The organism is Nocardia sp. CA-129566 (genome assembly GCF_050956075.1).
Taxonomy (GTDB): Bacteria; Actinomycetota; Actinomycetes; order Mycobacteriales; family Mycobacteriaceae; genus Nocardia.
The window spans coordinates 8642707-8667570 of sequence record NZ_CP192085.1 but is presented as its reverse complement, the minus strand read 5'-3'; the positions used below and the strand labels follow the sequence as shown (position 1 = coordinate 8667570).

The following is a 24864-nucleotide window of genomic DNA, read 5'->3' as shown; positions in this document are numbered from 1 at the left end:
CAATAGACTCGGTAGATGGTTCCGGCGTCAAATCTGCTGGCTTTTACCGCCGCATCGATTGTCATCATCGTCATCCCTGGACCGGGTGTGCTGTTCACCATCGGTCGCGCGCTCGCGCTCGGCCGCCGCGCCGCCCTGGTCTCGGTGCTGGGCCACTCGGTAGGCGTTTTCGCCGCGCTGCTGCTGGTCTCGATCGGGCTCGGCACGCTGCTCGCGGCATCGGCGCTCGCGCTGACCGTGGTGAAGTTCGCGGGTGCGCTGTATCTGATGTACCTCGGTGTCCAGGCGATCCGCGAGCGCAAGACCCTGCGCGAGGCGCTGAACGCCAAGGTCGATCCGGCCGATTCCAGGGTGCTCCGGCAGAGTATTTTCGTCGGGCTGACCAACCCCAAGGCGATCGTCTTCTTCTCGGCGGTGCTGCCGCATTTCGCCGATCCGGCGGCGGGTTCGCTGCCATTGCAGTTCCTGATACTCGGCACCATCTTCCTAGCGATCGCGCTGGTCTCCGATAGTGCGTGGGGCCTGCTTGCCGCATCGGCGCGCACCTGGTTCGCCCGTTCACCGCAGCGGCTGGAGGCGGTCGGCGGTGCGGGCGGTGCGATGATCTTCGGCCTCGGCGCATCGGTGGCACTCAGCGGTAGCGCCGACTGAGGCGGTTACCATCCACCCAGGTCGGGTGGGCCGGAAAGGGGTGGTGATCGAATGAGGTTGTCCGGTTTGTGGCGCGCGGCGGTGGTCGGCATGCTGGTCGCGGTTCCCATGCCCGCGAATGCCGATCCGGTGCCTCCGAACACCGATCCGCTGGTCGGCGCGCCCGGACTGAATGACCCGTACTACCCGCTCGACGGTAATGGCGGTTACGACGCCGACCACTACGAGGTCAGCATCGACTACGACCCGCCGAGCCACCAGCTCACCGGCTCCACCCGGATCGACGCCACCGCCACCCAGGCGCTGCGGATGTTCAACCTCGACTTCAACGGCCCGGACGTGCGCATGGTCTCGGTGAACTATCTGCCCGCCGCTTTCGATCGCAACGGCGAGCACGAACTCACCGTGACGCCACTGCTGCCGCTATTGCCCGGCCTGCCGTTCACCGTGACCGTCGAATACGCGGGCCAGGTCGCGGATACCGAGGGTGCGGGCTGGACCTATACACCCAGCGGCGGCGCCTTCGCCGCGGGCGAGCCGCGTTCGGCGACCACCTGGTACCCGCTCAACGACACCCTGCTGGACAAGGCCACCTTCACCCTGCACGCATCGGTACCCGAGGAGTGGGAGGTGGTCTCCAATGGGGTGCGGACGCAGAACACGGTCACCGGTGCGCGGCGCAATGTCACCTGGGAGGCGCACCAACCGGTGCTCGGCTACCTGACCACCGTCGCGATCGATCACTACAGCTACCTCGAGCAGCGCCGCGCCAATGGCGCCCCGCTGATCAGCGCCTTCGCCCCTGATACCGAGGGCAGTCGGGAAACCGAACAGCGCCTGCCCGAAGTCCTCGACTTCGCGGAGGCGCTCTACGGGCCCTATCCGTTCGACACCGCGGGCGGCATCTACGTCGACTCGGACCTGAAGTTCTCGCTGGAGACCCAGACCCGCCCGATCTACGCGCCGTGGACCGATCTGCCGACCATGGTGCACGAAATCGCGCACCAATGGTGGGGCGATTCGGTATCGGTGCGGCAATGGTCCGATATCTGCCTCAACGAATGCTTCGCCAGCTACACCGCGGACTATTTGTGGCCGGAGCGAATGGAAGGCAAAGACGTCGACGCCGACTATCGCGACACCATTCGGAAAAATCGTGATGAGCCGAAGTTCTGGGATATTCCCCTGGAGAACCCGGGCGTCGGAAATGAATTCACCTCCGTCTACTATCGCGGCCCGCTGTTCCTGCACGCGCTGCGCAAACAACTGGGCGACGATATATTCTTCGCCGCCGTCCGGCAATTCAATGCCGCACACGCCTACGGCAATGCCTCGATGCGGGAATTCCGCACCTTCATGCAGTCGAAATCCCCCACCGATCTGACCGGGTTCTTCGACGCTTGGCTGAACCGCACCACGCCGCCCTCGGACGAGTACCTCTTTCCCGGCACCCTGCGCGATTGAGAATTACTCGCCGTCGACGCGCTCGCGGGCCCGCTGCACCCAGCGCTCGGCCCGATCGAGTTGCTTGCGCGCCGAACGCACCCCGTCCTGCGCGCCACGATCGGCCGTGCGGGCGAACTGCTTCTGCTGTTCGGCGTGCGCCAGTTCCGTGCGCAGCGTCGCGATGCGAGATTCGCTCTCGGCCAACCGGTTCGCCGCCTGCTCGGCCTCATCGCGTGCCGTTTCCATTGCGGCGCGGGCAGATTCGAGGGCGGCGAGCGCATCGTCGAGGTCCTGATGCGTGTCCTCCTGAGCTGGTTTCGCCGCGGATTCCGTTGTGTCCGTTGTGTCAACGGCCCGCAGCTCGGCCCCGCCCGGTCCGAAGCCTTCGTAACTCGCCGCGGTCGCCAGCGTTCCGGTGCGCACCTGCTCGGCCACCGTGTCATCGGCCAGCGCCGCCGTCAGCGTCTGTCCCACCTCGCGCAATACCCCCTCGCCGACCGAATGTCCGCGGTCGGCGGCCAGCGCACCGGCACGTCTGGCAAGGGCATTGACCACCTGCTGTCGCTGCGCGGTCAGCGCGCGCAGTTGATCGCCCGACAGTTCGCGCTGTGCCGCGCGCAAGGCCGCGCCCAGCCGCAGCAGTGCCTCGACATCGTCGGGTGCCGCGCGGGCCAGCAGATTCACCGTCCACGCGACCACCGTCGGCTTGCGCAATTTGCCGATGGCGGCGGCGAGTTCCTTATCGCCCGCATCTTTGGCCGCGGCGACGCGTGCCGCCCTGGCGGCGATGAACTCACCAGGGTCGAGTTCGTACAGGTCGACGGCGACCTCTTCGAGCCTCATACTTTCCAAGCGTAACGACCGGGTCTCCGGAAGCGACAGAGTGCATGTACTGGACAGACGTCCATATGTTTGAAATGCGAAAGGCATTGCCAGTGAACTATTTAGGCATCATGGTCCTCGCCAACCTGATCCCGAAATTCCTCAGCCTCGGGTTGTCGGGGCTGACCGGGCTGTACGCGTCGTACTGAGCCGCGCCCCGGGTTGGTCGGTCGTCCGAACTGCTGATGCGGTTCGGACGACCGTGACGGTATCCTCACCGCGTTCACGACTACCGTGAACGCGTTCGGTGAGAGAGGGTTTCACGTTGAAGTTCCCAGGAACGAGGCTGCTGGCACGTCTTGTGCTCGCCCTCCTGGCGGTGGGTGCATTGGTGGCCGCGGTGACCGGTTGTTCGGCGCTCGACAATGCAAGTAAGTCCGACACCGCCAAGGCGAAGGTCGGTGACTGCATCAATGTCACCGACAGCTCGTCGACGGCCACCAAATCCGAGCCGGTCGACTGCTCCTCGGCCAAGGCGGTCTACAGGGTATTCCAGACCGCGGACAAAAAGCTCGACTGCGCGGCCGAATACACCACCTACACCGAGGACCTGGTCAGCGGTGGTAAGGCCTACATGTGCCTGGCGCCGAACTTCAAGCAGGGCAGCTGCTATGCCGATGTCGGCACCAACCCGTACAAGTACGTGGACTGCTCCTCATCGGAGGCCACCTTCAAGGTGGTCAAGCGCATCGACGGCCAGGCCGACGAACTGCTGTGTGGTGCCGATGCGACCAGCTTCGTGACCGTCCCGGATCCGAAGGTCACCTTCTGCCTCGGCGCGGCCAAGGGCTGATTACTCGAGTTACTCGAGTAACGCGACCGACGCGATCCGGTGCAGGGTGAAATGCCGGATCGCGCCGGTCACCGGGTCCAGCGCGTCGAGCTGGCCGTTGCCGACCTTCAGCGGTTCGACCACGCGCTGCGACGCGACGCCCTGGGCGTCGACATAACCGATAGTGACCGACCGCCGCACCCGCGCCGCCAATTGCAGCAGCGCCAGGGTTGCGGCGGTACTGGTTCGGGTGCCATCGGTGCGCACCGCCTCGCCCTTGCGCGCGCTGGCGGCCCGCTCGCTCGCGCGCAGTTCCGCGACGAGCAGTGCCAGCTGCTCGCTGCTCGGCGGCGTCGGGCGATACGGCTGCCTGGCATGCGGACGGACCGCGATCCGCGCGCCGCGCGGGCGCAGATCCACAATGGTGCCCGCCGAATCCTCACCGGCCGGGGCGAATCCGGCCGCACGCAGCCGTTCGAGCAGTTCGCCGAGCGGGGCCTGCGCGATGGCGACGGTCGGCGCGATGCCCCGCAGCGCCAGTTCGCCCGCCACCGGCGAGGCCAGCACCTGGGCCAGTAGCGCGGGATCGTCGCTGCGCACGAATGCCTGCGCCATTCCCGCCCGTAGCTGGCCGTGCCTGCGGGCCACGTCATCGATCAGATAGGTCAGTGACTGGGGGATCGGTGTGCGGGAGTGGGTGGTGAACAGGGTATGCAGTTCGGCCGCCGTCATCCCGGCATCCAGCGCGCGCCGCACCGACGTATCGCTGATCCGATAAACCGTTGCCGCACCAGCGGATTCGACATCGGCGACGAGCGCGACCCGGCTCTGCAATTCAGGGGTCAGCGGTCCGGGCGCGATGACCGTCAGATCCGCCTGGACCAGCACATGATCGACCGGTTCCGGTAGGGCCGATTCCATCGCGGCTTCGGCATCGGCCGCGCTGGTCGGCACACCGTGCAGCAGCGCCCTGGCCGGTGAGCCGAGCGCGCCGCGTCCGATGAATCCCAGCGCCGCGGCCTCCTGCAGCGTGTGCTCGACCGCCTCGGAGCGAAAGTGCCTGCGCCACCGCGGTTGTCGCCAGGCCAGGATCCGGCCGATATCAGCGGAAGGCAATGCCGTGCCGGTGGGATATTCGGCGAGCAGATTCAGTATGGTGCGCCGGTCGCGCGGTGCGTGCGGGGTGCGCAGTTCGATCGACAGTGCCGCGATCGGCTTGTCGTTGGCATCGCGCATGCCGATCATCCACGGCATGCGGTCCAGGTCCAGCCAGGCCAGTGCCAGCGCCACCCAGCGGCGGGCGGGCGGGGCGTCGCGCCAGCCGTCCGCGGCGGGGGTCGGCGCCCAGAAATCGTCGGTGGAGTCGAATTCCGGTGGCGGGTCCGGCATACCCTTCTCGACGAGTTTGGCCGCCGCGAGCAGTTCGACGAGCAGCCCGGCGCGCGGTTCGTCGATACCGGTCTGTTTGGCGATGCGGCGCAATTCCCGCACCCCGAGCCCACCCGCCCGCAAGGCTGGTGCGGGCGCCTGGCCGAGGGCGTCGAGAATGTCGGCGCAGTGCCGGAGCAGTTCGCCCACCTCGCCCGCCGCGACCGCGTTCACCTCGGCGGGGGTGTGCTTCGTCGGCGCCGGTTCCGGCGGTTTCAGTGCGTGCGGATGGGTCACCGGCTCGCGGCGCAGCACCTGCCCGACGGTGACCGGGAGTTCGACCGTCTCCTCGTCGATCCAGTGCAGCAGTCGGCGAGCGAGCAGTTGCTGGATCGGGCGGTCGTCGGGCGTGCCCGGTGCGGCGTCCCGGGTGCGTCCGCGCGGGCCGGTGGCGGCCAGTTTGTCCAGCAGCGTGCGTTCGGCCGCGGAGGCCGCCGCGAGCGCGGCCACCACCTCGGGCTCGGTCAGTGCGTCCGGAATCTCGGTGGTGGCGCCGATCGGCCATGGCAGCGCCTCGGCGGCGGCCGGGATCAGGTGCAGATCGTCACCGTCGTTCCATACCAGCGCACGATCGGATAGGCGGGTGAGTGCGGCATCGATCGCCGCGACCCGAACGCGATCCTTCAACTGCGAGCGCAGCGCCTTGCGGCTCATCGGCGTCCCGCCGGAGCCCGTCGACCGGTGCACCGCAAGGGTTTCCACGATCGCGAACTCCAGCGTGTCGAGATCGTCGGTGGCGCGCAGCACCGACGCGCGCTGCTCGGCGCGTGCCGCGAGCACGGCCATCGAGGAGGGCAGTGGTACGGCCAGATCGGGCCGGAGTTCGAGCAGGGTCACCAGCCGCGCATCGCTACGGGCCGCGAGCCAGCCCGTCAGTGAATCGGTCGCAGGCTCCCCCGCCTCCCCGGGCCTTCTGCCGGTCGTGAGTGCCGCGTGACCTACGTCGCGGGCTTGCGGTCGTGCGCCTGGCACTGCTTTGGGTGTCCCCGACGAGTTACCCATGTGCTCTCGAGATCAGTTGTTGCGTCACAGTCCGAATGTTGCCGATTTTGTCAGCCTAGTGGATGTGGACTATCCGTCGCCGGGCGACAGCGGAGGGCAGAGTGCTCGCGGGTCGCTCGCATGCCACAATGTGGTCGTGGTGAACAAATCGAAGAAACCCTATGTCGACAATGGCTGGCCCTCGCTGGAGGAAGGTGGCCACGCGGTCACCGAACTGTCGTCGACTCGTTCCGGTGGGCTTTCGCCGTTCGGCGAGGACACCGAGTTTCCGGTCCCGGCCGACCAGCTGCCGTACATGCACCCGAACACGGTGATCAACCGCTGAGAACCCAAACGGAAAACCCGCGGATACGACGAAGGTCCCCGCATCACCATTGATGCGGGGACCTTCGTCGTAAGGTCTGCTTTGTGGCGACTCAGGAGGGCAGCAGGCCCTTGTTCGCCTCGTAGAAGTTCACAACCGCCGGGTCGAGCTGAGTGCCCTTGGTGGCGTTGAAGAAATCGAGGGCTTCCTGCGGGATCTGTACTCCCTGGCCCTGTACGACGGCGACGGCGCGGTCGATCGCGTCGAAGATCTGCTGGCTCGGGTCGGCGGCGGCCTGCTGCGGGGCGGCCGGTGCCGGGTTCCAGCGCGGGGTGTCGGAGGCAGGGGCGGTGCGCGGGGTGGATCCGCTGCTCAGGCCGAGCGAGGCCGAGCAACCTGGCCAAGCGCCCCAGCCCTGGCTGGCGAGGACCTTCTCGGCGACCGCGATCTGCTGCTCGCGGCTGGCCTGGTTGGCGGTCGCGGCGTATTCGCCGCCGCCGTGTGCGTTCCAGGTGCTCGGGGAGAACTGCAGTCCACCTTGGAAACCGTTGCCGGTGTTGATGCCCCAGTTGCCGCCGGCCTCGCACTGCGCGAGTCGATCCCAGTCCTGATCGGGTGCCGCGCTGGCATTTCCAGCGAATGCAACACCTGCGGTGCCGATGATCGCGCCGGTGACGGCGACCTTGGCTACGGTGCGCCCGGTGGAGGTTGGCTTGCGATGGCGTCCACTCATTGCGGGTTCGTCTGCCTCTCGTACGCATCTGCAAGTGGTCCGGACTGAGAGGTCGTCCGTCCCGCCCTCACCCCTGCTTCCGTTGGGGTCCGGTACCCGCGGGGCGAGGTTCGATGCGGCGGGCCGGTGGTTGCCGGTTGTCCCGGCTGGGTAAGACCGTACGACGATCCGCGCGAAAAATCACTATTTGGTAACCGGCGGGTCCGCGCGGGTCTCGGACCGGTATCGGTTGCGGCGGTGCCGCTTCCGTGCAGCTGAGGCATGGTGCGGCCGGGCCGGTGACCGGCGGCCACGGCTCCGTGACCGCTCCGTTATGTGACGAGGATCACATCGATGATTCGGTAACGATTAGCAGGGGTAACCGGTTCACCGCGACCGTCGGCCCGACCACAGTGCGAAGCCGACCGCGCACAGAAAACCGAGCGGCGCCAACATCGCGGTCAGATACAGCCACAGAGCCGGGTCCGAATCGCTGAAAATCGGCGTCAGGAATATGGCAACGATCGCGAGCAATCCGATCGCGAACAGGCCGAGTGCCACATACAGCAACCAATCGCTTGCACGGCGTGGTGAGCGGCTCGGGGGCGGTGGCACGGAAGGGTTCGTCACTGCTCGACCGTAAAACTGATGTGCTTGCGTTATTCGCACCGGGGTAGACTCGGTGTCTATCGCGTCCTGCATAGCTGTGGGGCGCGTTCTTTTCGCAAACTGACAGGATCCGTTCGCGTTTCATCGGACGGATCCCGGGCAGACGGATGTGCTCGGGCCGATGGGGCCCGAGTTTCGATGATGAACGGGTGAGCGCAGTGCCGACCGGCAGGGTGAAGTGGTACGACGTCGAAAAGGGCTTCGGCTTCCTTTCCCAGGACGAGGGTGAGGACGTCTACGTCCGTTCGTCCGCGCTGCCGGATGGCGTGGAGGGCCTCAAGCCCGGTCAGCGCGTCGAATTCGGGATGGCCGCGGGACGCCGTGGGCCGCAGGCGCTGAGCCTCAAGGTGCTCGAATCGCCGCCCTCGGTCCGGCAGGGCCAGGACCGCGATCGCGGGGCGCACAAGGAACCGGCAGCGCGCAAGCACACGCCGGACGAACTGCACGGGATGGTCGAGGACATGATCACCCTGCTGGAGGCCAAGGTGCAGCCGGATCTGCGCAAGGGCAAGTATCCGGATCGCAAGACCGCACAGCGCATTTCGGAAGTGGTGCGGGCGGTCGCGCGCGAACTCGATCACTGACGTTCGCGGATAACGAATTTCGCGCGCTGCCCGGACCTCCGGGCAGCGCGCGAAGCGTTTCAGCGGACTTTTCGAGCGACCGGCAAGCAGTCGCTAGGGCGCGGTGCTGATCGACCAGGCCGCGTGCGGGACGTAGAACTCCCGGCCGGTCTCGTCGCGCGCAAGGATCGGCAGCTGCAATTCGACACCGACGAGCCGAAGTTCGGGCTCCGGCTTCGAGTCGATGGTGACCGCGAGCGCGCCCTCGGGAAAGTCGTTGCGGCTCACCACCCGATCCACCTTTTCACCGGAGGGCAGGGTGTAGACCAGTTGGGCCAGCCAGGGCGCATCGGCGATCTTCTTCGGCAGCGACAGCTGTAGCGGATACCCGGCGGGGACATCGAGGACGACGGTCTCGCCGTACTTGCACTGCTCCAGCTTCACCGTGCAGTACAGGAACGGCTCGACGGTGACGGTCTTGCCGTGGGCATATGCGGTAACGGTCGGATCGGGGTGTGCGGCCCTGCGGACGAGCACCGTCAGCACGCCGACGAAGGCGACAGTGAACACCAATAGAGCCGCCACGGCTAGCGCGACGACGGTGCGGGTACTTGGCTTGTTCACCAGATCGGGTCTCCTGTGCCTCGTTGCATGTGCTTAGTGTCGCCACCGCGCTCCCGGCCGCGTTGCGCGGCTCGGTCGGCGTCGGCGTGTCGGGTTGTCGCGACTTCCTGCTCCGCGTGCTCGGGGCGGTGGCCGCCGAGGCCGGGCAGCAAGGAGTGGCCGCGGTCGCTTATGAAGGTCTGGAGCAGGCCGAACAGCAGGATCGCGGAGATGAACGCGAAACCCTGCCAATAGGTGGTCGGCAGCAGCACGCCCGCCGCACCGCCGATGACCCAGCTGAGCTGCAGTACGGTTTCGGACCGGCCGAAGCCCGAGGCGATCGATTCGGGCGGCAGATCGTCCTGGATGGAGGCATCCAGCGATACCTTCGCCAGCGCGCTCGCCGCCGCCGCGACCAGGGTCGCCAAGGCGGCGCCGAGCAGGTTGTTCAGGAAGACCGCGAGCAGGGCCACCGCGCAGCAGGCCGCGGTGCAGCCGAGCACGATCAGCGACGGTTTGCCCAGTCTGATCCGGGCGCCGGTCGCGTTGCCGACGAAATTGCCGACGGCCGCGGCGACGCCGACCACGCCGAGCATGGCCGCCTGCTGCCAGCCGCCGTGCTCGGTGGACTTGGCGACGAAGGCCACATAGAAGGTCAGGAAGCCGGTCAGTACGCGGATGGCGCTATTGCCCCACAGCCCGGTGACGACCGCGCGGCCCAGTGGCTGCCTGCGCTTGCGCGCCGGAACCGTGGCTTCGGTCGTCGGATCGAGCACCTCGGTATTGGCGTGATAGCTCAGGGTCGCCGGGACCTCGCCCTCGGTGACCTCGACCCAGCGCGGGATGCGCAGGCTCAGCCAGGTGCCCGCGATCGCGATCGCGGTGGCGAAGACCAGTGCGCCATTGGAACCCGCGATGGCGGCGGCCAGTGCGGCGACCGCGCCCGCGCCGATGGTGCCGCCGACCAGACCGAAGACGGTGAGGCGAGAGTTGGTGCGCACCAAGTCGATTTCGGGTGGCAGCACGCGGGGCGTCACCGCGCTCTTGAGCACCGAGAACGATTTACTGCCGATCATCATGCACAGCGCGAGCGGGTAGAGCGCCCAGCTGTCGAAGGCCATGATCAGCACCACCGCGACCACCGCGCGCAGGGCGAAGGAGGTGGCCAGCGCGAGTCGGCGGCCGCGCTGCAGACGGTCGAGCATCGGGCCGATGAGCGGGGCGATCACCGCGAACGGGGCGATGGTGATCAACAGGTACAGCGCGACCTTCGTCTTGCTCTCCGCGGTGGCGCTGGCGAAGAACAGCGTATTGGCCAGGGCCACCGCGATCGCGGCGTCGAGCGCGAAATTCGCCATGGTGGCGTAGGTGAGTGCGGTGAGGCCGGATTTGTCGGCACCGTCGGCCTTGGCGGCCCGCTGGAAGGAGGCGACCCCGCGGGAGGTGAGTTCACGGCCGCGCATCGCGGCGACGCGGGTGACGGTCAGCTTGCGTGGAGTGCGCTGGGGCTCGGCATCGCCGGATGCGGTTTCGGGTTCCGGCTGCGGGGCCGAGGGTTTCGCGGATGCGTCGGGTAGTGGCTTGGTGGCGGGTGGTTCGCGGCGTTGCGGCTCGGGTGGCAGCGGCGGTAGTGGTGACCGGCGGGGCGGCGTATGGGGTGGCGGGTAGTGGTCGTAGCCGGGGTGACGCTGGATCGGTGGGGACTCCTCGCCATCCCACGGACCACGGTCGGAACCGGAGGGATCGCGGGGAGTAGTCACGTCCTCAATTCTGTCGTACATCGGCGACTTGGGTTCACTTGCCGCTCCAAGCCGTCCGGAAAGGTGACTCGGCTCGCTCAGTCCGGTACGAATCTGACCTCGAATACCGTCGGCCAGTATTTGCCGGTGATCAGGAAGTGGTCGGTGCCGGGGAGTTGCGCGATGCCGTTGAGCACGTCGGTCCCCGCTCGGACGGTGGCAGGGAGCAGGCCGCTGGCGTCGATGACCGCGAGGACGTCCCCGGTTTCCGGATCGATGCGCAGGATCTCGTCGGTGGGGTAGGAATTGGCGTAGACCGAACCGTCTGCGGCGCAATCGAGTTCGTTCAGTTTTACGTTGTTGTGGTTCGTGAGTGTGACCGTGCCGGTGGGGGCGAAGGTGAGGGGATCGCGGAAGGTGAGGGTGTCCGAGCCGTTGCTCATCACCAGCCTGCCCGCACGGGTGCACAGACCCCAGCCCTCGCCGTCGTAGGACACTCGGGAACGTTCGGCCAGCGTCGCCGGATCGCGGGCGATCGCCACCCGATCCAGCCAGGTGAGCTGCCATAGGGTGTCGCCCGACTTGGTGACCCCTTCGCCGAAGTAGGGTGCGGGCAGTTCGGCGCTGGCCAGTTCGTCGCCGGTGGTCAGATCGGTGGCGCGCACGCGCGACGCGCCCGGCATGCCGGTGCTCTCGTACAGCACGGTGCCGTCGACCTCCAGACCCTCGGTAAAGGCCCCTGGATCGTGCGGGCGGGTGCCGATCACCTCGATGCGTAGCCGTGGCGGATCGCCGCCCGAGTCGCCGCACCCGGTTATTCCGAGCAGGCTGACCAGGACAACGACGGCCAACGAACGCCGATTGCGCTCCATACGGCAAAATGTAGGCCGTGAGCGCAGTATCTGTTTCGCAGTCCGGCGTGCGGCCGATCCTTGCCGATGCCGTCGACGTGGCCCGCCGTGCGCTCCTGGAGCTGGAACCCACCGGCGTCGGCGCGCATCTCGGCGTGACCGCGGAGGACGAGACCGCCGCGACCCATCGATTCGAGGCCACCCTGTCCGGCTATCGCGGCTGGCAGTGGGCCGTCGTGGTGGCGGCCCCGCCCGGCGCGACCTACGCGACGGTGAGCGAGTCGGCGCTACTGCCCGGCCCGGACGCGCTGGTCGCACCCGATTTCATCCCGTGGGAGCAGCGGATCCGCCCCGGCGATCTGGCGCCCGGCGATCTGCTCGCCCCGCCCGTCGACGATCCGCGCCTGGTGCCCGGCTATGTCGCCAGCGGCGATCCGGCCGTCGACGAGGTCGCCACGGAGATCGGCCTCGGTCGCACCAAGGTGCTCAGCCGCGAGGGCCGCGAAGAAGCCGCCGAACGCTGGTACGCCGAATTCGGCCCCGAAACCGATATGGCCAAGGCCGCCCCATCCACCTGCGGCCGCTGCGGCTTCTACCTCCCGCTGGCGGGTTCGTTGCGCGCCGCCTTCGGCGTCTGCGGCAATGCCATGGGCGCCGACGGCCGAGTGGTCCACGCCGAATACGGCTGCGGGGCCCACTCCGACGTGGAAGTACCCACCGGCGGCGGTTCACCGCTGTACGAGGCATACGACGACGCCGCCTTCGACGTGATCCCGGCGGAGGCGGTGCGCGAGCCGGACAGTGGTGCGGAAAGCGCCGACGCGTCGGCGGAAGCCGGGCTCGCCACTGGCCCTGCCGTTGAAACCGAAGGTGCGCAGACGGCAGCCAGCCATGCTGTGGCCGATTCGGATGCGACTGCTGAGCAGGGCGTCGAGGCGCCGAATGGAGAAAGTGCCGTTGCGCCGAGTGAGTCCGTTGCCGAGGCTGCCACGGACCTGACCGAGTCGGCCTTGGCTGCGCCCGGCCCTGGTTCGAGTGATGTTGTCGCCGAGTCGAGTGCTGGGGGCGAGTCCGGTGTCCAGATCGCGCCGGGTCATGCTGCGGAGTCGTTCGTTGTGGGCGAGTCTGGTGTTGCGGGTGCGTCGGGTGATGCTGCGGAGTCGTTTGTTGTGGGCGAGTCTGGTGTTGCGGGTGCGTCGGGTGATGCTGCGGAGTCGTTTGTTGTGGGCGAGTCTGGTGTTGCGGGTGCGTCGGGTGATGCTGCGGAGTCGTTTGTTGTGGGCGAGTCTGGTGTCGCGGGTGCGTCGGGTGATGCTGCGGAGTCGTTTGTTGTGGAGTCCGGTGTCGGCGTCGTGCGAGATGATGCTGCGGCTCAGGCACCCAACGTGCTCGAGCGCGACGTCGAAGCCGTACCTGGCGAGGTAGCGGCTGAGTCGCGCGATGCGCTCGCATCCGGTGTCGACAGCGCGCCAGGTGATGCAGGGGTGGAGTCGAATACCGCAGTTGAGCAGAGCTTCACGCAGCCGGACGACCAGCAGGTGGTCGAGGCCGGCGAGTCTGCCTCGGATCAGACCGTGTCCACCACGATCGAGCCCGACGAAGCCTCCGCCTCGGCCGATGTTGTTGCCGAACCGAGCATTGGGGCCGAGCCCAACACCGATATCGCATCGAGCGCAGTTACGACCGAGTCGAATACGGCAGTCGAGCAGAATCTTTCCGCGCCGACCACAACCAGCGCCGAGGCTGTCGTGGATCCGACCCCGGCCCCCACGGCCGAGCCGACCACCATCGCGCCGGATGACCGGTCGGCGTCGGGTGATGTTGTCGCAATAGCGACTTCGATTGAGCCGGATGACCACGCGGCGGGTCCTGCGGCGACCGAGGTGACCTCGGTCGAACCGAGCGCAACGGTGGCCGGTGATGTGACCGAGTCGGGTACGCCGGTCGAGGCCGGTGCCGACTCCGCATCGGGCGAGGTCGCGGCCCAGTCGACTACGGCAGTCGAGCAGAGTCCTTCCGCGTCGGCCACGACCAGCGCCGAGGTCGTCGCGGGTGGTCCGACACCTGCGGCTGAGCCGATAGCCGTCGAGCCGGATGATCGGGCGTCGAGTCCTGTTGTGGCCGAGGTGACCTCGGTCGCACCGAGCACAGTGGCCGCATCCGGTGACGTGGCCGAGTCACGCACTCCGGTCGAGTCCGGCGACGCTCTGTCGGGTGATGCTGGGCCGAGCACCTCGGTTGAGCCGAATGTCGTTGCGCCAGAGTCGGACACCGTCTCCGATGTTGCACCCACATCTCAGGTGACCCCGGAGTCGAACACTGCGCTCGCCCCGACTGCCTCGCCCAGCGATGTCGTCGCCGAGCCGATTGCGGCGGTTGAGCCCGTCGTATCCGACGCAGGCAATGAGCCGATCGCGGAGGCGGCATCCGGTCCGTCTGCGGTCGACGATTCTTCGACAGCCGCCGCTGTCGAAGAGAGTTCTCCCGCAGGTGCCGAGGCCGAGTCGAACGATGCGACGGCCCTGAATGCCGCCGCTGGCGATGCCGCAGCGACGATCGGCACGGCAGGTGATGCCGCTCCGATCGAGCGCAGTGCCGAGTTCGTGTCGGAGCCTGGTTCAGATGCCGGCGCGACGTCGAGCGACCGCGATGCGGTCGAGTCGGCCGCCGATGCTGCGGTGTCGCAGCCGGGATCGGATCTCGGCGCCGTCGCCGATGCTGAGAGCGTTGTGTCGCAGCCGGATTCGGTTGCCCAGCAGGCCCGCGGTGCTGCGGATGACGGGATCGACTCGGACGGTGCGGCTGTCGTCGCTGACACTGCGGGCGAGGCTGCTACGACGGTGAGTGGTGTGGATGTCGTTGCTGATGCTGCGGGCGAGGCGGCCCCCGAGGCTGTGGCGATGGTGAGTGGTGTGGATGTCGTTGCTGATGCTGGAGGCGAGGCGGCCCCCGAGGCTGTGGCGACGGTGAGCGGTGTGGATGTCGTTGCTGTTGAGCGCAGTGCCGAAGCTGTTGTATCGGAGCCGGGTGCTGGTGCGGTGTCGGCTGATCAGGATGTGGTCGAGTCGGGCACTGGTGCTGCGGTGTCGCAGCCGGATTCGGGTGCCCAGGAGGCCCGCGGTGCTGCGGATGACGGGATCGACTCGGACGGTGCGGCTGTCATCAGTGATGCTGCGGGCGAGGCGGCCTCCGAGGCTGTGGCGACAGTGAGCGGTGTGGATGTCGTTCCTGATGCTGCGGGCGAGGCGGCCCCCGAGGCTGTGGATGTCGCCGCTGTTGAGCGCGGTGGCGAAGCTGTTGTATCGGAGCCGGGTGCTGGCGCGGTGTCGGCTGATCAGGATGTGGTCGATTCGGGGACTGGTGGTGCCGATTCGGGGACTGGTGGTGCCGATTCGGGGACTGGTGCTGCCGATTCGGGGACTGATGCTGGGGTATCGCAGTCGGACCTCGGCGCTGTCGGCGATGCTGAGGGCGTTGTGTCGGAGTCGGGTGCGGACGAGGGCGTCGGTGACGCGGGTGGGGGTTCGGGGGATGCGGGATGGCCGGGGTTCGGGTCAGCGCTGCGGGGGTGAGCGGCGGGGCGTTCGATCCGTTCGGTACGGCGGGGCTGCGGGCCGGGGTGCTCGCGGCGTGGCGGGATTCGCCTACTCGGTTGCGGGAGGATGCGGCGACCGAGGCGGATCTGGTGCGGGCGGGCTATCGGGATCGGCTGCTGACCGAGCTGGCACAGAATGCCGCGGATGCGGCGGCCAAGGCCGGGGTGCCGGGGCGGCTGGTGGTGCGGCTCGTCGATGACGTCGTGCACATCTCGAATACCGGTGCGCCGCTCGATATTTCCGGTGTGCATGCGCTCACGGCGTTGCGCGCCTCCGGGAAAGCCGATCCGGCGACGAGCGTGGGCCGATTCGGTGTCGGCTTCACGGCGGTGCGCACGGTAAGCGATGAGATCGAGGTGCGATCGACCACCGGCTCTCTCCGCTTCTCCCGAGACCTCACCTGGAAGGCCCTGCGCGACAACGCGATCACCGTCCCGGATGACACCTTCACCCCACCGGTGCTGCGCCTGGCCTGGCCGATCGAAGCCGCCCCAGCACCGGGCGCGGATACCGAGATCGTGCTGACCCTGCGTCCCGACGTCGATCCGCAAGGCCTCCTTGCCGCCATGCGCGCCGAAGCCGCCGACCTTCTCCTGGAACTCCCAGCCCTGCAGTACATCCGAATCGGCGACGACGAACTGACCAGCACCGTCACCGATCTGCACAATCCGTACCAGCCCGAGCACGGCGGCCCCGGCAGCCATCGGGCAGCCGGGATCCGGGCAGTGCGCATCGACGGGCCCGGAGCGGAACGGCGGACTTGGTGGGAGTTCCGCACGGCCAGGGCGCGCTGGCTGCTGCCGGTGCGCGATGGCAGGCCGGTGCCCGCCGCGCACGATGTGCTGCGCGCACCCACCCGATCCGATGAGGAGCTGTCGCTACCGGCCCTCCTGATCGCCGATATCCCCATGCAGCCGGACCGCCGACGGGTGCTGCCCGGTGCGCGCCTCGCCGAATTGGCCGGGGGCTATGCCGATTTCGCCCGCGCACTCCCGCCCCGCGATCGCCTCGTCCTGGTCCCCGTCCCGGGGTTCGCCCGCAGCGAGGTCGATGGCCTGCTGCGCGAGGCCCTGGTCCGCGAACTCCAGATCCACTCCTGGCTCCCGGTCGTAACCGCGCGCCCGAACCCCGTCGACGGACCCCGCACGGGCTCCGATGCGGCGGAGTCGGAAGGCTGGGCATTTCCGGATGACGCACCCACTGCCACCGTCGGCAGTCCGCTCACCTCATCGCCAACGGATATCGCAGCGGCACAGAGCATTACGGCGCCTCACGAGCGCACTGCGGTCAGCATCGGTAAGGACACCGGCCCGCTCGATGCCGAGCCGGAGGCCCTGGCCACGAGCGCTCCGGTCATCGCGGAATCGCCTGATGGCCTGGGAGTGACGGCGGTGCCGACGCGTGCGAGCGTCACGGAGTCTGGTGCGCCCATTGCGATCGATGGGATCGGCATTGCAAACGACACCGGTCCGCTCGATGCCGAGCCCGAGGACTTGGCTGCGGCCTCTCCCATCGTTGCGGAATCGCCTGATGGCCCGGGAATGACTGCGGTCCCGACGCGTGCGAGCGTCACGGAGTCTGGTGCGCCCATTGCGATCGATGGGATCGGCATCGCAAACGACACCGGTCCGCTCGATGCCGAGCCCGAGGACTTGGCTGTGGCCTCTCCCATCGTCGCGGAATCGCCTGATGGGCGGGGAGTGACGGCGGTCCCGACGCGTGCGAGCGTCACGGAGTCTGGTGAGCCCATTGCGGTCGCCGGGATCGGCAAGATCGCCGCTCCGCTCGATGCCGAGTCCGGGGTCTCGGCTGCGGGCCCGCCCGTTATCGCGCCCCCAGCAACGATGGCGGTCCCGACGCGCGCGAGCGTATTCACCGGTCTGAGTCGGGAATTGGCCGAATTGCTCGACGATGTGGTCGGGCCGTTGGTGATTCCCGAACTGTCGGGGCGGGCGCATACCGAGGCACTGGGTGTGCTGGATGTGCACCGGATCGGATTGGCGCGGCTGGCGGAGCTTTCGGGTGGCCTGGAGCGGTCGCCCAAGTGGTGGCAGTCGTTGTATGCGGCATTGGAGCCGTATGTTGTCGATCCATTGGCGGCCGAGGAGTTGGGTGCGCTCGCCGTGCCGCTGGCCGACGGTCGGCTGGTAACCGGCCCGCGCACAGTCGTTTTGGATGACCAGCTCGAGGTCGCGATACCCGTGCACTGGGCCCGGCTGGTGCATCCCGAGGCGGTCCATCCGCTGCTCGCGCGCCTCGGCGCACGTTCGGCCACCGCCGAGGATCTGCTGACCGATCCCGGTTTGCGCGCCGAGTTGGACGATCAGCCGGATGATCCGGATACCGTCGATGCCGTATTGCGATTGGCCGCGCACGCCGATCCTTCGGCGCTCCCGTCCTGGCTCGGCCTGCTCGAATTGCCGGACAGCGCCGGGGACCTGCTGCCCGCCGACGAATTGCTGCTCCCCGATGCCCCATTGCGCGCATTGTTGGTGGCCGATTCGCCGTTCGGCACCGTCGCAGCGGACCTGGTGGACCGCTATGGCGCGGATGCGCTGCGAGCGGTTGGCGTCGGATGGGATTTCAGCATTGTCGTCGAGTCCGATCCCACCGGCCCGGACCATCACCTGGACGACGAGGAGCGCTGGTGGACGGGCCTGTCCGAGGACCCGCCGGAGCTGGCCGCCGTCCGCGACCTGGACCTGGTGGCCGAGTCGTGCTGGCCAGCCGCGTTGCGGCAGTTGGCATCCGCCCCGCGCACCCACCGGCTACTGACCGACCCCGAGGGGTATACGGCTTGGTGGCTGCGCAGCCATGCGCGCATAGACGGCACGCCGCTCGGGCTGCTCCGCCATCCCGCGGATACCGAATTCGCCGACCTGCTCCCCGCATTCGAACTCTCCGGTCTGGATTCCGCTGCCATGCGCGCGGTCCTGGCGAATCCGAATGCCATCACCCATGAACTGGCCGCCGCCCTACTCGACGCCCTCGCCGATCCGGCGAAAACCCCAACGCCCGAGGTGGTTTCCCGAACCCACGCCCGCTTGGCCGCCGCCGTGGCCGCGGACCAGCTGGACCTGACCGACCTCGAGCTGCCCGACCGGGTACGCGCCCTGTCCGCGGTGGTCGTCGACCCCGACGACGTCTGGGTGCTCGACCAACCCTGGTTCGGCCTCGCTCTACCCCCGGACCGCCTGGTAGCGGGCGATATCGCCACCGCACCCGCGCTCGCGACCCTGCTCGATCTGCCCCTGGTCTCCGAGTCGATCACCGCCGAGGTGATCAGCGCGGGCCGCCGCACCACATGGTCCGCCGAACCACTGGGAATCGTGCTGCGCCAACTGTTCACGCTGCCCGAGGAAGGCGATCTGGTGCTGCACGACGCCCTCCGGATCCGCCTGCACGGCGCATTGGACGCCACGGTCGCCGTCCCCTGGTGGCGCGACGGCGCCACCACTCACATCCAAACCTCGTACCCCTCGGCCTGACGCTGACTACCCCCATCCCGAGGGGGAACCAACCTACTCTGCGTACCCGGCGACCATCTCGCTGAGCAGATCCAGCTGCCCGCGCACCTTTTCGCTGTCGTTGTCGACCAGCCAGCGCAGCACGACCCCATCGATCACATTGAGGGTGAACCGGCTCAGCGTCTGCACCGGTACCGACCAACGGCAACCGGTCGCATCGCGCGCGTGGTCGAGGATGTCGGCGACGGTGGTGTCGTTGAATGCGTACTGTTCGCGTGCGATGGCGAGTTTCGCCGGGGTCGATTCCCCTTCGCGTAGCGCATATGTGGTGGTTTCGTAGGTGAGTAGTTGTCGTTCCGGTGTTGCTTCAATGTTGAGCCACATCAGTTCGAGTCCGGCACGCACCAATTTTTGAAGCGCTTCTTTTCCACTTCCGACGTCTTGCCAAACTGTTTCATTGGCGTCAACGGAATCGCGTAATTCCATCGACAACGCTTTGACCAGCTCGGTCATCAGCGCGTCCTTGTTTTCGAAACAGTAATGCACCACACCGAGCGAAACACCGGCTGCCTGAGCGACATCGCGCGTGGTCACGCCCGCGACGCCCTTTTTCTCGGCAAGGCCGATGGCTGCCTCGATAAGGTGGGCCCGTCGTTCTTCGACGCTCAATCGGGAGGACACCTCAGCGAGTTAAGTCTCCAACTTCGCCGCAGTCAATTCGCAGGGCCGAAAATCTCGACTGGACGAGCGTCCAGTTGTGTGGTTCGCTTCACCATGGACCGAAGGGAGACGCGAATGCCGGTGTCACGCAGAACGGTGCTGACCCGAACCGCGGCGGGTTCGGCCGCGCTCGCGACAGCCGTCACCGTGCCGGGAATGACGGCGGCACTCGGTACGCGGGCCGCAGCGGTCCCCAGTGCGGGCGGCTATCTCATCGGACTCGGACTCTCCGACATCACCGGTCCCGCCGCCGAATGCGGAATGATGGGCTATTCGCAGTTCGAGCAGCAGACCGCGGGTATTCATCTGCGCCCGCGCGCCCGCGCATTCATCATCGACAGCGGTGCGCGCCGGATCGTGTTCGCGGTCGCGGAGAACGGCATGATTTTCCAGTCCGTACACCGCGGCGTCATGCTCGAACTCGCCCGCCGCTTCGGTGATCTCTACACCGAACAGAACGTCCTGCTCACCTCGACGCATTCGCATGCGACCTGTGGCGGCTCCAGCAACGATTACGCGTACAACCTGTCCATCCTCGGATTTCAGCAGCAGGTCTACGACGCCGAGGTGCACGGCATTGTGGAGGCGATCGCCGCGGCACATGCCGATCTCGGACCGGGCACGGTCGCGCTCGGCCGCGCCGAACTGCACGATGCCAGCGTCAATCGATCGCGAGTTGCCTTCGAGCGCAATCCGGATGCGGATAAACAGCACTTCCCGAATGCCGTCGACCCGGCGGTCACCGCGCTGTCATTCGTCAAGGGCGGCAAACAGGTCGGCGCCATCACCTGGTTCGCCACCCACAACACCTCGATGACCAACCAGAACCGGCTGATCAGCGCGGATAACAAGGGCTACGCCTCGTTCTCCTATGAGCACACCGAGCACGGCGTCCGATATCTGGACGGCCCAGCCGATTTCGTGGCGGCCTTCGCGCAGACCAATGCCGGGGATATGTCCCCGAACCTGAATCTGCGACCCGGCTCCGGCCCGACCGAGGACGAGTTCGACAACACCCGCATCATCGGCGAGCGGCAGTATCTGGCCTCGAAATCCGCACTGGCGGGCGCGCAGTCGATCGGCGGCCCGGTCGACTCGATGCTCTGCTATATCGACCTGGCCGATACCGCCGTCGACGGCAGGTTCACCCCGGACGGTCAGCCGCGCCACACCGCACCCGCCGCCGCGGGAGTCTCGCTCATCGCGGGCAGCGTCGAGGATGGTCCCGGTCTACCCGGCCTCCCGATCCCGGAGGGCGTGCGCAACCCGTTCATCGATGCCCTCGGCGATCCGCGCCAGCCCGCACCGTCCTGGCTCGCGGATGCCCAGGCGCCCAAGGCGATCGTGGCGCCGCTGGGGTTGCTGCCGCCGGTGCCGTGGGTGCCGAATGTGGTACCCATTCAGATCGTTCGGATCGGTGAGCTCTATTTGGCCTGCGGCGGTGGCGAATTCACGATTGTGTCCGGACTGCGTATCCGCCGCGCCGTGGCCGCCGCACTCGGTGTCGGGCTGGAGCAGGTGCTCATGCAGGGGTATGCGAACGCCTATCACGAATATGTCACCACCCCGCAGGAGTACGACTCCCAGCAGTACGAGGGCGGCTCGACCCTGTTCGGCCGCTACACATTGCCCGCCTACCAGCAGGAGTTCACCCGGCTGGCGACGGCTTTCGCCGCCCGCCAGCAGGTGCCGCGCGGTCCCGCACCCCGCGATGTATCCAACCTGCAGCCGAACTTCGAGCCCGCGCCGGGCCCGGATGCCACACCCGCGGGCCGCGGTTTCGGTGATGTCCTGACCCAACCCGCCGCCGCCTACCAGCCGGGCACCCAGGTCGCCGCCGAATTCGTCTCCGCGCATCCCAAACACAACCCCCGCCGCAATGGCACCTTCCTGGAAGTGCAGCGCCGCAACGCATCCGGCGATTGGGAGCGGATCGCCAACGAGGGGGAATGGGCGGTGCGCTTCTACTGGAGCAAACGCGGCACCGCCGAATCCGTTGCCCGCTTCACCTGGGACATCCCCGCCGACGCCAGCTCGGGCCGCTATCGCATGCGACACTTCGCCGACAGCCTGGGCGTCGACGGCGTGCTGCGGCCCTTCACCGGCACCACCGATGAGTTCGACGTGGGGTGACGTGAGAACGCGCGGCTCATAGCCCGGTCTGCGCGCCCTTGTCCCCGCGTCGGGCACCGCGGCGCTGGATAGCGAAGATCGTGTAACCGAGCAACCCCACCGCCAGACCCATCAGACACACCGGACGCGCCGATTCCCAGCGGTCGCTGGTCCACACCACGATGGTGGCGATCAGCCAGAGGGTGCTGCCGACCGCGAGGACCGGCCGTGGATCGGTGAAGCGCGGCGGTATCTGCGGGACATTCTGGGTCACAGTCCTAGCGTAGCTGCGGGAACAGGCGTCCACCGGCCAGCGTGTCCCGTATCGTTCTGCTCTGTGACAACGCCATCGGATGTTCGAGCTCTCGCTGGTGAGCTGTCGCTCGCGGTGGTGCGCTTGACGCGACATCTGCGAGGACGGCGCGCCGACGCGCAGATTTCGCTGACCCAGCTCTCCGCACTCGCCACCCTGCATCGGGAAGGTGCGATGACGCCGGGCGCCTTGGCCGCCAAGGAACGCGTGCAGCCGCCGTCGATGACGCGCGTGATCGCCTCGCTGACCGATCTGGAACTGGTTGAGCGCAAACCGCACCCGACCGACGGCCGTCAGATCATCGTTTCGCTCTCGGATGCGGGCCGCGCCTTGATCGCCGATGAGGCCAGTGCCCGCGAGGCCTGGATGACCGAGCAGCTGTCCACCCTGACCGACGATCAGCTGGTCGTGCTGACCCGCGCCGTCGGCATCATGAAGCAGCTGGTCGACGACTCGGAGTAAGCCGAGTGCCCCGGTGAATCGGACCGCGTCGGCGCGGGGTCATCAGCGAGTTACGTACCCACCGCGGCTGTACTGCGACCCGAACGGCTGATCGCTGGCGACGATCTCACGCCCGAGCGGGAACAGCGAGATCGGGATGAGCTTGAGGTTTGCCCAGCCGAAGGGGATGCCGATGATCGAGATGAACAGCGGGATGCTGGTGAGCAGGTGCCCGAGCGCCAGCCACCAACCGGCCACCAGGAACCAGATGATATTGCCGATCATCGACCCCACACCTGCGGAAGGCTTTTCGACCGTGGTCCGCCCGAACGGCCACAGCACATAGACCGCGATCCGGAACGACGCGATACCCCACGGGATGGTAATGATCAGGACGCAGCAGATGATGCCCGCCAGAATGTAGCCGAGCGCCATCCAGAACCCGACGAACACGAGCCACAGGATATTGAGCACCAGCTGAATCGGCTTCATAAGTCCAGCATGCCAGCCCACCGCCGATCCGGACATCACCCCGGAGTACGAGCTGAACTCAGGGACAACCCCGATCCACAGCACCGGCCCAGCTCAGCGGAACCGACCTGTCCGAGCACGACCGGCCCGGCTCAACGGAACCGACTCGGCTGAGCGGAACCAGCCCGGCTCAACGGAACCAGCCCGGCTGAGCGGAACCAGCCTGGCTCAACGGAACCGACCCGGCTCAACGGAACCGACCCGGCTGAGCGGAACCAGCCCGGCTCAACGGAACCAGCCCGGCTGAGCGAAACCAGCCCGGCTCAACGAAACCAGCCCGGCTGAGCGAAACCAGCCCGGCTGAACGGAACCGACCCGGCTGAGCGGAACCAGCCTGGCTCAATGGAACCATCCTTGCTCAATGGAATCAGCCCGACTGAGCGGAACCAGCCCGGCTGAGTGGAACTGACCCGGCTGAGTGGAACCGACCCGGCTCAACGAAACCACCCCGGCTCAACGAAACCACCCCGGCTCAACGAAACCAGCCCGGCTCAGCGGGATCGGCCCTGCTCAGGGGAACTGGCCCGGTTCAGCGGGACCAGGCTCAGCGGGATCGGCCCGGTTCAGCGGGACCAGGCTCAGCGGAACCGGCCCGGCTCAACGGGACCAGGCTCAGCGGAACCGGCCCGGCTCAACGGGACCAGGCTCAGCGGAACCGACCCGGCTCAACGGGACCAACCCGACTCAGAAGAACCAACCCAGCACCGCGTCCCGCTCCGCGCCGAACGCCTCGTCGAGTGCGCGCAGCTGCCCGGCATCCTTGGCCTGTAGCCGGTTGGCCCCCGCGAAGACGCGCGCCGGATACGCGCCGAGGTACATGCTGGCGAGCACGTCGATGCCGAGTTCGAAATCGGGCGTCCGGCTGGTCGGCACGCATTCGGCGACGCCGTCGCGCACCGTGAGTTCGAAGCTGCCGCCCGCATTCCGGAACGGATCCTGTACCGCGAGTACGACATTCAGATCGCGCAGATACGAACGTGCCGTCAACGCGGCGGGAACGTCCATGAGCCGCAACCACAATGCGTCGTAGCGTGCCTGCGTGCGTACCAGCCGGAGATCGGTGAGCAGATGCGGGAGCGGATCGTTATCGGTGAGCGCCGCCTCGATGTGGCTGCACAGCTCCAACCCGAATAGCGCCCGCCACAACGCGATATGCGCCTCCGGGGTCACCGCGCGCATCTCCTCGACGACCGCGGTCATGCTGCGGTCGCGACGGTTGTACCGATACAGCACGTACCCGTCCGGGTGCAGGAATGCGAAAAGCTCGCTGCTGCCATTGCGGAAGGCGGGTGAGTCGGCGAGGTCCATTTTCCAGCGGGCCTCGGGACGCCGCTGCGCGCCTGGTACCAGGCGACGCCACCGGTCGTAGATCGCGCGGATCGGCTCGCCCGCGTCGGCCATGGTGCTGAGCGTCACGCCGCCCGGATCGGGGGCCGACGGTAGGAACTCGACGAACCGCCGATCGATCGAGACCGCGTTCTCGCGAATCGTCGGGCCGTAGCCGAACCGGCCGTAGATGGCGCCCTGACTCGCGGTGAAAATGGTCAGCGCGAGCCCGGCCGCTTCGGTGCGCCGATGCTGTTCGGTATAGATGGCCCGCAGAATCCCGCGCCGCCGGTGCATCGGCGCGACACCGACCCCGGCGATGCCACAGACCTCGACCGTGCGCTCGCCCGGCACCGTCAGTGTCATCCGGGTGGACCTGGCATGTCCGACGACGCGACCGTCGTCGACGGCGACGATCGCCTCCCCGGTCGGAAAGACCTGCGCCCGCAGCTGCGCGTACTCCGGTTCGCTACGCACGCCGAACGAAGTATCGCCGAGCAACTCGATGGCCGCCACATCCTCGTCGGTGGCCGACCGAATGGTGATGCCGGGTATCAGCGTCATCCCTCGACCATCGCACGCCGCCCCACCCGCCCGCACTCGAATTACCGCGCTAGCAAAGCTGCGCCGGAGGTTCCCGCAGAGGTTCCGAATACCCCGCAGACCGACATGCCGCGCGACTCACCGACAGCTTGGCCCGAAGTTATGCGGCATGGGGCGTCGGGCGGAACGGGCC

20 protein-coding genes are annotated in these 24864 nt (G+C 67.5%); 9 read left to right on the top strand and 11 right to left on the bottom strand.

From position 1 onward, the window contains the following. The first annotated feature begins 15 nt into the window (after window positions 1-15). Both ACQP0C_RS38480 and ACQP0C_RS38475 read left to right on the top strand, forming a co-directional pair. Window positions 16-651 carry a LysE family translocator gene (locus tag ACQP0C_RS38480; protein ID WP_433728267.1) on the top strand — a complete coding sequence of 212 codons (636 nt, stop codon included), beginning with the start codon at window positions 16-18 and terminating at the stop codon, window positions 649-651. Window positions 652-702: 51 nt separating this feature from the next. After that, window positions 703-2115, top strand: coding sequence for a M1 family metallopeptidase (locus ACQP0C_RS38475; protein WP_433728265.1), 1413 nt, complete (start codon window positions 703-705; stop codon window positions 2113-2115). A gap of 3 nt (window positions 2116-2118) precedes the next feature. Here ACQP0C_RS38475 and ACQP0C_RS38470 read toward each other — a convergent pair whose 3' ends face one another. Then, a complete protein-coding gene (locus ACQP0C_RS38470) occupies window positions 2119-2940 on the bottom strand; it encodes a hypothetical protein (RefSeq protein WP_433728263.1) in 822 nt (273 codons plus the stop codon). Between the two features lie 304 nt (window positions 2941-3244). Between ACQP0C_RS38470 and ACQP0C_RS38465 the strand changes: the two genes are divergently transcribed. Beyond that, window positions 3245-3772, top strand: coding sequence for an LppU/SCO3897 family protein (locus tag ACQP0C_RS38465; protein WP_433728261.1), 528 nt, complete (start codon window positions 3245-3247; stop codon window positions 3770-3772). Between the two features lie 9 nt (window positions 3773-3781). Here ACQP0C_RS38465 and ACQP0C_RS38460 read toward each other — a convergent pair whose 3' ends face one another. Beyond that, entirely contained in the window at window positions 3782-6055 is a 2274-nt protein-coding gene (locus ACQP0C_RS38460) for a helicase-associated domain-containing protein (protein WP_433734775.1), read from the bottom strand. Window positions 6056-6317: 262 nt separating this feature from the next. Here ACQP0C_RS38460 and ACQP0C_RS38455 point away from each other — a divergent pair, with 262 nt between their 5' ends. After that, entirely contained in the window at window positions 6318-6506 is a 189-nt protein-coding gene (locus ACQP0C_RS38455) for a hypothetical protein (RefSeq protein ID WP_433728258.1), read from the top strand. Between the two features lie 91 nt (window positions 6507-6597). On the opposite strand, the gene ACQP0C_RS38450 is transcribed toward ACQP0C_RS38455, so the two are convergent. Further along, window positions 6598-7218 (bottom strand): transglycosylase family protein, encoded by a 621-nt coding sequence (locus tag ACQP0C_RS38450; RefSeq protein WP_433728256.1) that lies wholly within the window; start codon window positions 7216-7218, stop codon window positions 6598-6600. Window positions 7219-7584: 366 nt separating this feature from the next. Further along, entirely contained in the window at window positions 7585-7827 is a 243-nt protein-coding gene (locus tag ACQP0C_RS38445) for a hypothetical protein (RefSeq protein WP_433728254.1), read from the bottom strand. 197 nt (window positions 7828-8024) lie between these two features. Between ACQP0C_RS38445 and ACQP0C_RS38440 the strand changes: the two genes are divergently transcribed. Beyond that, a complete protein-coding gene (locus ACQP0C_RS38440) occupies window positions 8025-8450 on the top strand; it encodes a cold-shock protein (RefSeq protein ID WP_433685912.1) in 426 nt (141 codons plus the stop codon). 93 nt (window positions 8451-8543) lie between these two features. Here ACQP0C_RS38440 and ACQP0C_RS38435 read toward each other — a convergent pair whose 3' ends face one another. From ACQP0C_RS38435 to ACQP0C_RS38425, 3 genes are all read right to left on the bottom strand, one after another. Next, entirely contained in the window at window positions 8544-9053 is a 510-nt protein-coding gene (locus ACQP0C_RS38435) for a DUF2771 domain-containing protein (RefSeq protein WP_433728252.1), read from the bottom strand. Beyond that, window positions 9050-10792: an MFS transporter gene (locus tag ACQP0C_RS38430; RefSeq protein ID WP_433728250.1), complete on the bottom strand. Its 1743-nt coding sequence runs from the start codon at window positions 10790-10792 to the stop codon at window positions 9050-9052. The genes ACQP0C_RS38435 and ACQP0C_RS38430 overlap by 4 nt, the downstream gene beginning before the upstream one ends. 77 nt (window positions 10793-10869) lie before the next feature. Beyond that, complete coding sequence (locus tag ACQP0C_RS38425) at window positions 10870-11643, bottom strand: glutaminyl-peptide cyclotransferase (RefSeq protein ID WP_433728248.1); 774 nt, start codon at window positions 11641-11643, stop codon at window positions 10870-10872. 17 nt (window positions 11644-11660) lie between these two features. On the opposite strand from ACQP0C_RS38425, the gene ACQP0C_RS38420 reads away from it, so the two are divergent. Next, on the top strand, window positions 11661-15194 hold the full coding sequence (locus ACQP0C_RS38420) for a DUF3027 domain-containing protein (RefSeq protein WP_433728246.1): 3534 nt from the start codon (window positions 11661-11663) through the stop codon (window positions 15192-15194). Further along, complete coding sequence (locus ACQP0C_RS38415) at window positions 15161-18706, top strand: sacsin N-terminal ATP-binding-like domain-containing protein (protein WP_433728244.1); 3546 nt, start codon at window positions 15161-15163, stop codon at window positions 18704-18706. The genes ACQP0C_RS38420 and ACQP0C_RS38415 overlap by 34 nt, the downstream gene beginning before the upstream one ends. 33 nt (window positions 18707-18739) lie before the next feature. Here the strand turns inward: ACQP0C_RS38415 and ACQP0C_RS38410 are convergent, their stop codons facing one another. Then, on the bottom strand, window positions 18740-19354 hold the full coding sequence (locus tag ACQP0C_RS38410; protein ID WP_433728242.1) for a TetR/AcrR family transcriptional regulator: 615 nt from the start codon (window positions 19352-19354) through the stop codon (window positions 18740-18742). Between the two features lie 126 nt (window positions 19355-19480). On the opposite strand from ACQP0C_RS38410, the gene ACQP0C_RS38405 reads away from it, so the two are divergent. Then, window positions 19481-21538 carry a neutral/alkaline ceramidase gene (locus ACQP0C_RS38405; protein ID WP_433728240.1) on the top strand — a complete coding sequence of 686 codons (2058 nt, stop codon included), beginning with the start codon at window positions 19481-19483 and terminating at the stop codon, window positions 21536-21538. Between the two features lie 16 nt (window positions 21539-21554). Here ACQP0C_RS38405 and ACQP0C_RS38400 read toward each other — a convergent pair whose 3' ends face one another. Next, window positions 21555-21791 (bottom strand): DUF2530 domain-containing protein, encoded by a 237-nt coding sequence (locus ACQP0C_RS38400; protein ID WP_433728238.1) that lies wholly within the window; start codon window positions 21789-21791, stop codon window positions 21555-21557. Window positions 21792-21854: 63 nt separating this feature from the next. Here ACQP0C_RS38400 and ACQP0C_RS38395 point away from each other — a divergent pair, with 63 nt between their 5' ends. Beyond that, window positions 21855-22292 carry a MarR family winged helix-turn-helix transcriptional regulator gene (locus ACQP0C_RS38395; protein ID WP_433728236.1) on the top strand — a complete coding sequence of 146 codons (438 nt, stop codon included), beginning with the start codon at window positions 21855-21857 and terminating at the stop codon, window positions 22290-22292. A 42-nt stretch (window positions 22293-22334) separates the two neighbouring features. Here the strand turns inward: ACQP0C_RS38395 and ACQP0C_RS38390 are convergent, their stop codons facing one another. Then, window positions 22335-22763 (bottom strand): YccF domain-containing protein, encoded by a 429-nt coding sequence (locus tag ACQP0C_RS38390; RefSeq protein ID WP_433728234.1) that lies wholly within the window; start codon window positions 22761-22763, stop codon window positions 22335-22337. Window positions 22764-23486: 723 nt separating this feature from the next. Continuing rightward, window positions 23487-24692 carry a GNAT family N-acetyltransferase gene (locus ACQP0C_RS38385; RefSeq protein WP_433728232.1) on the bottom strand — a complete coding sequence of 402 codons (1206 nt, stop codon included), beginning with the start codon at window positions 24690-24692 and terminating at the stop codon, window positions 23487-23489. Between the last annotated feature and the right edge of the window lie 172 nt (window positions 24693-24864).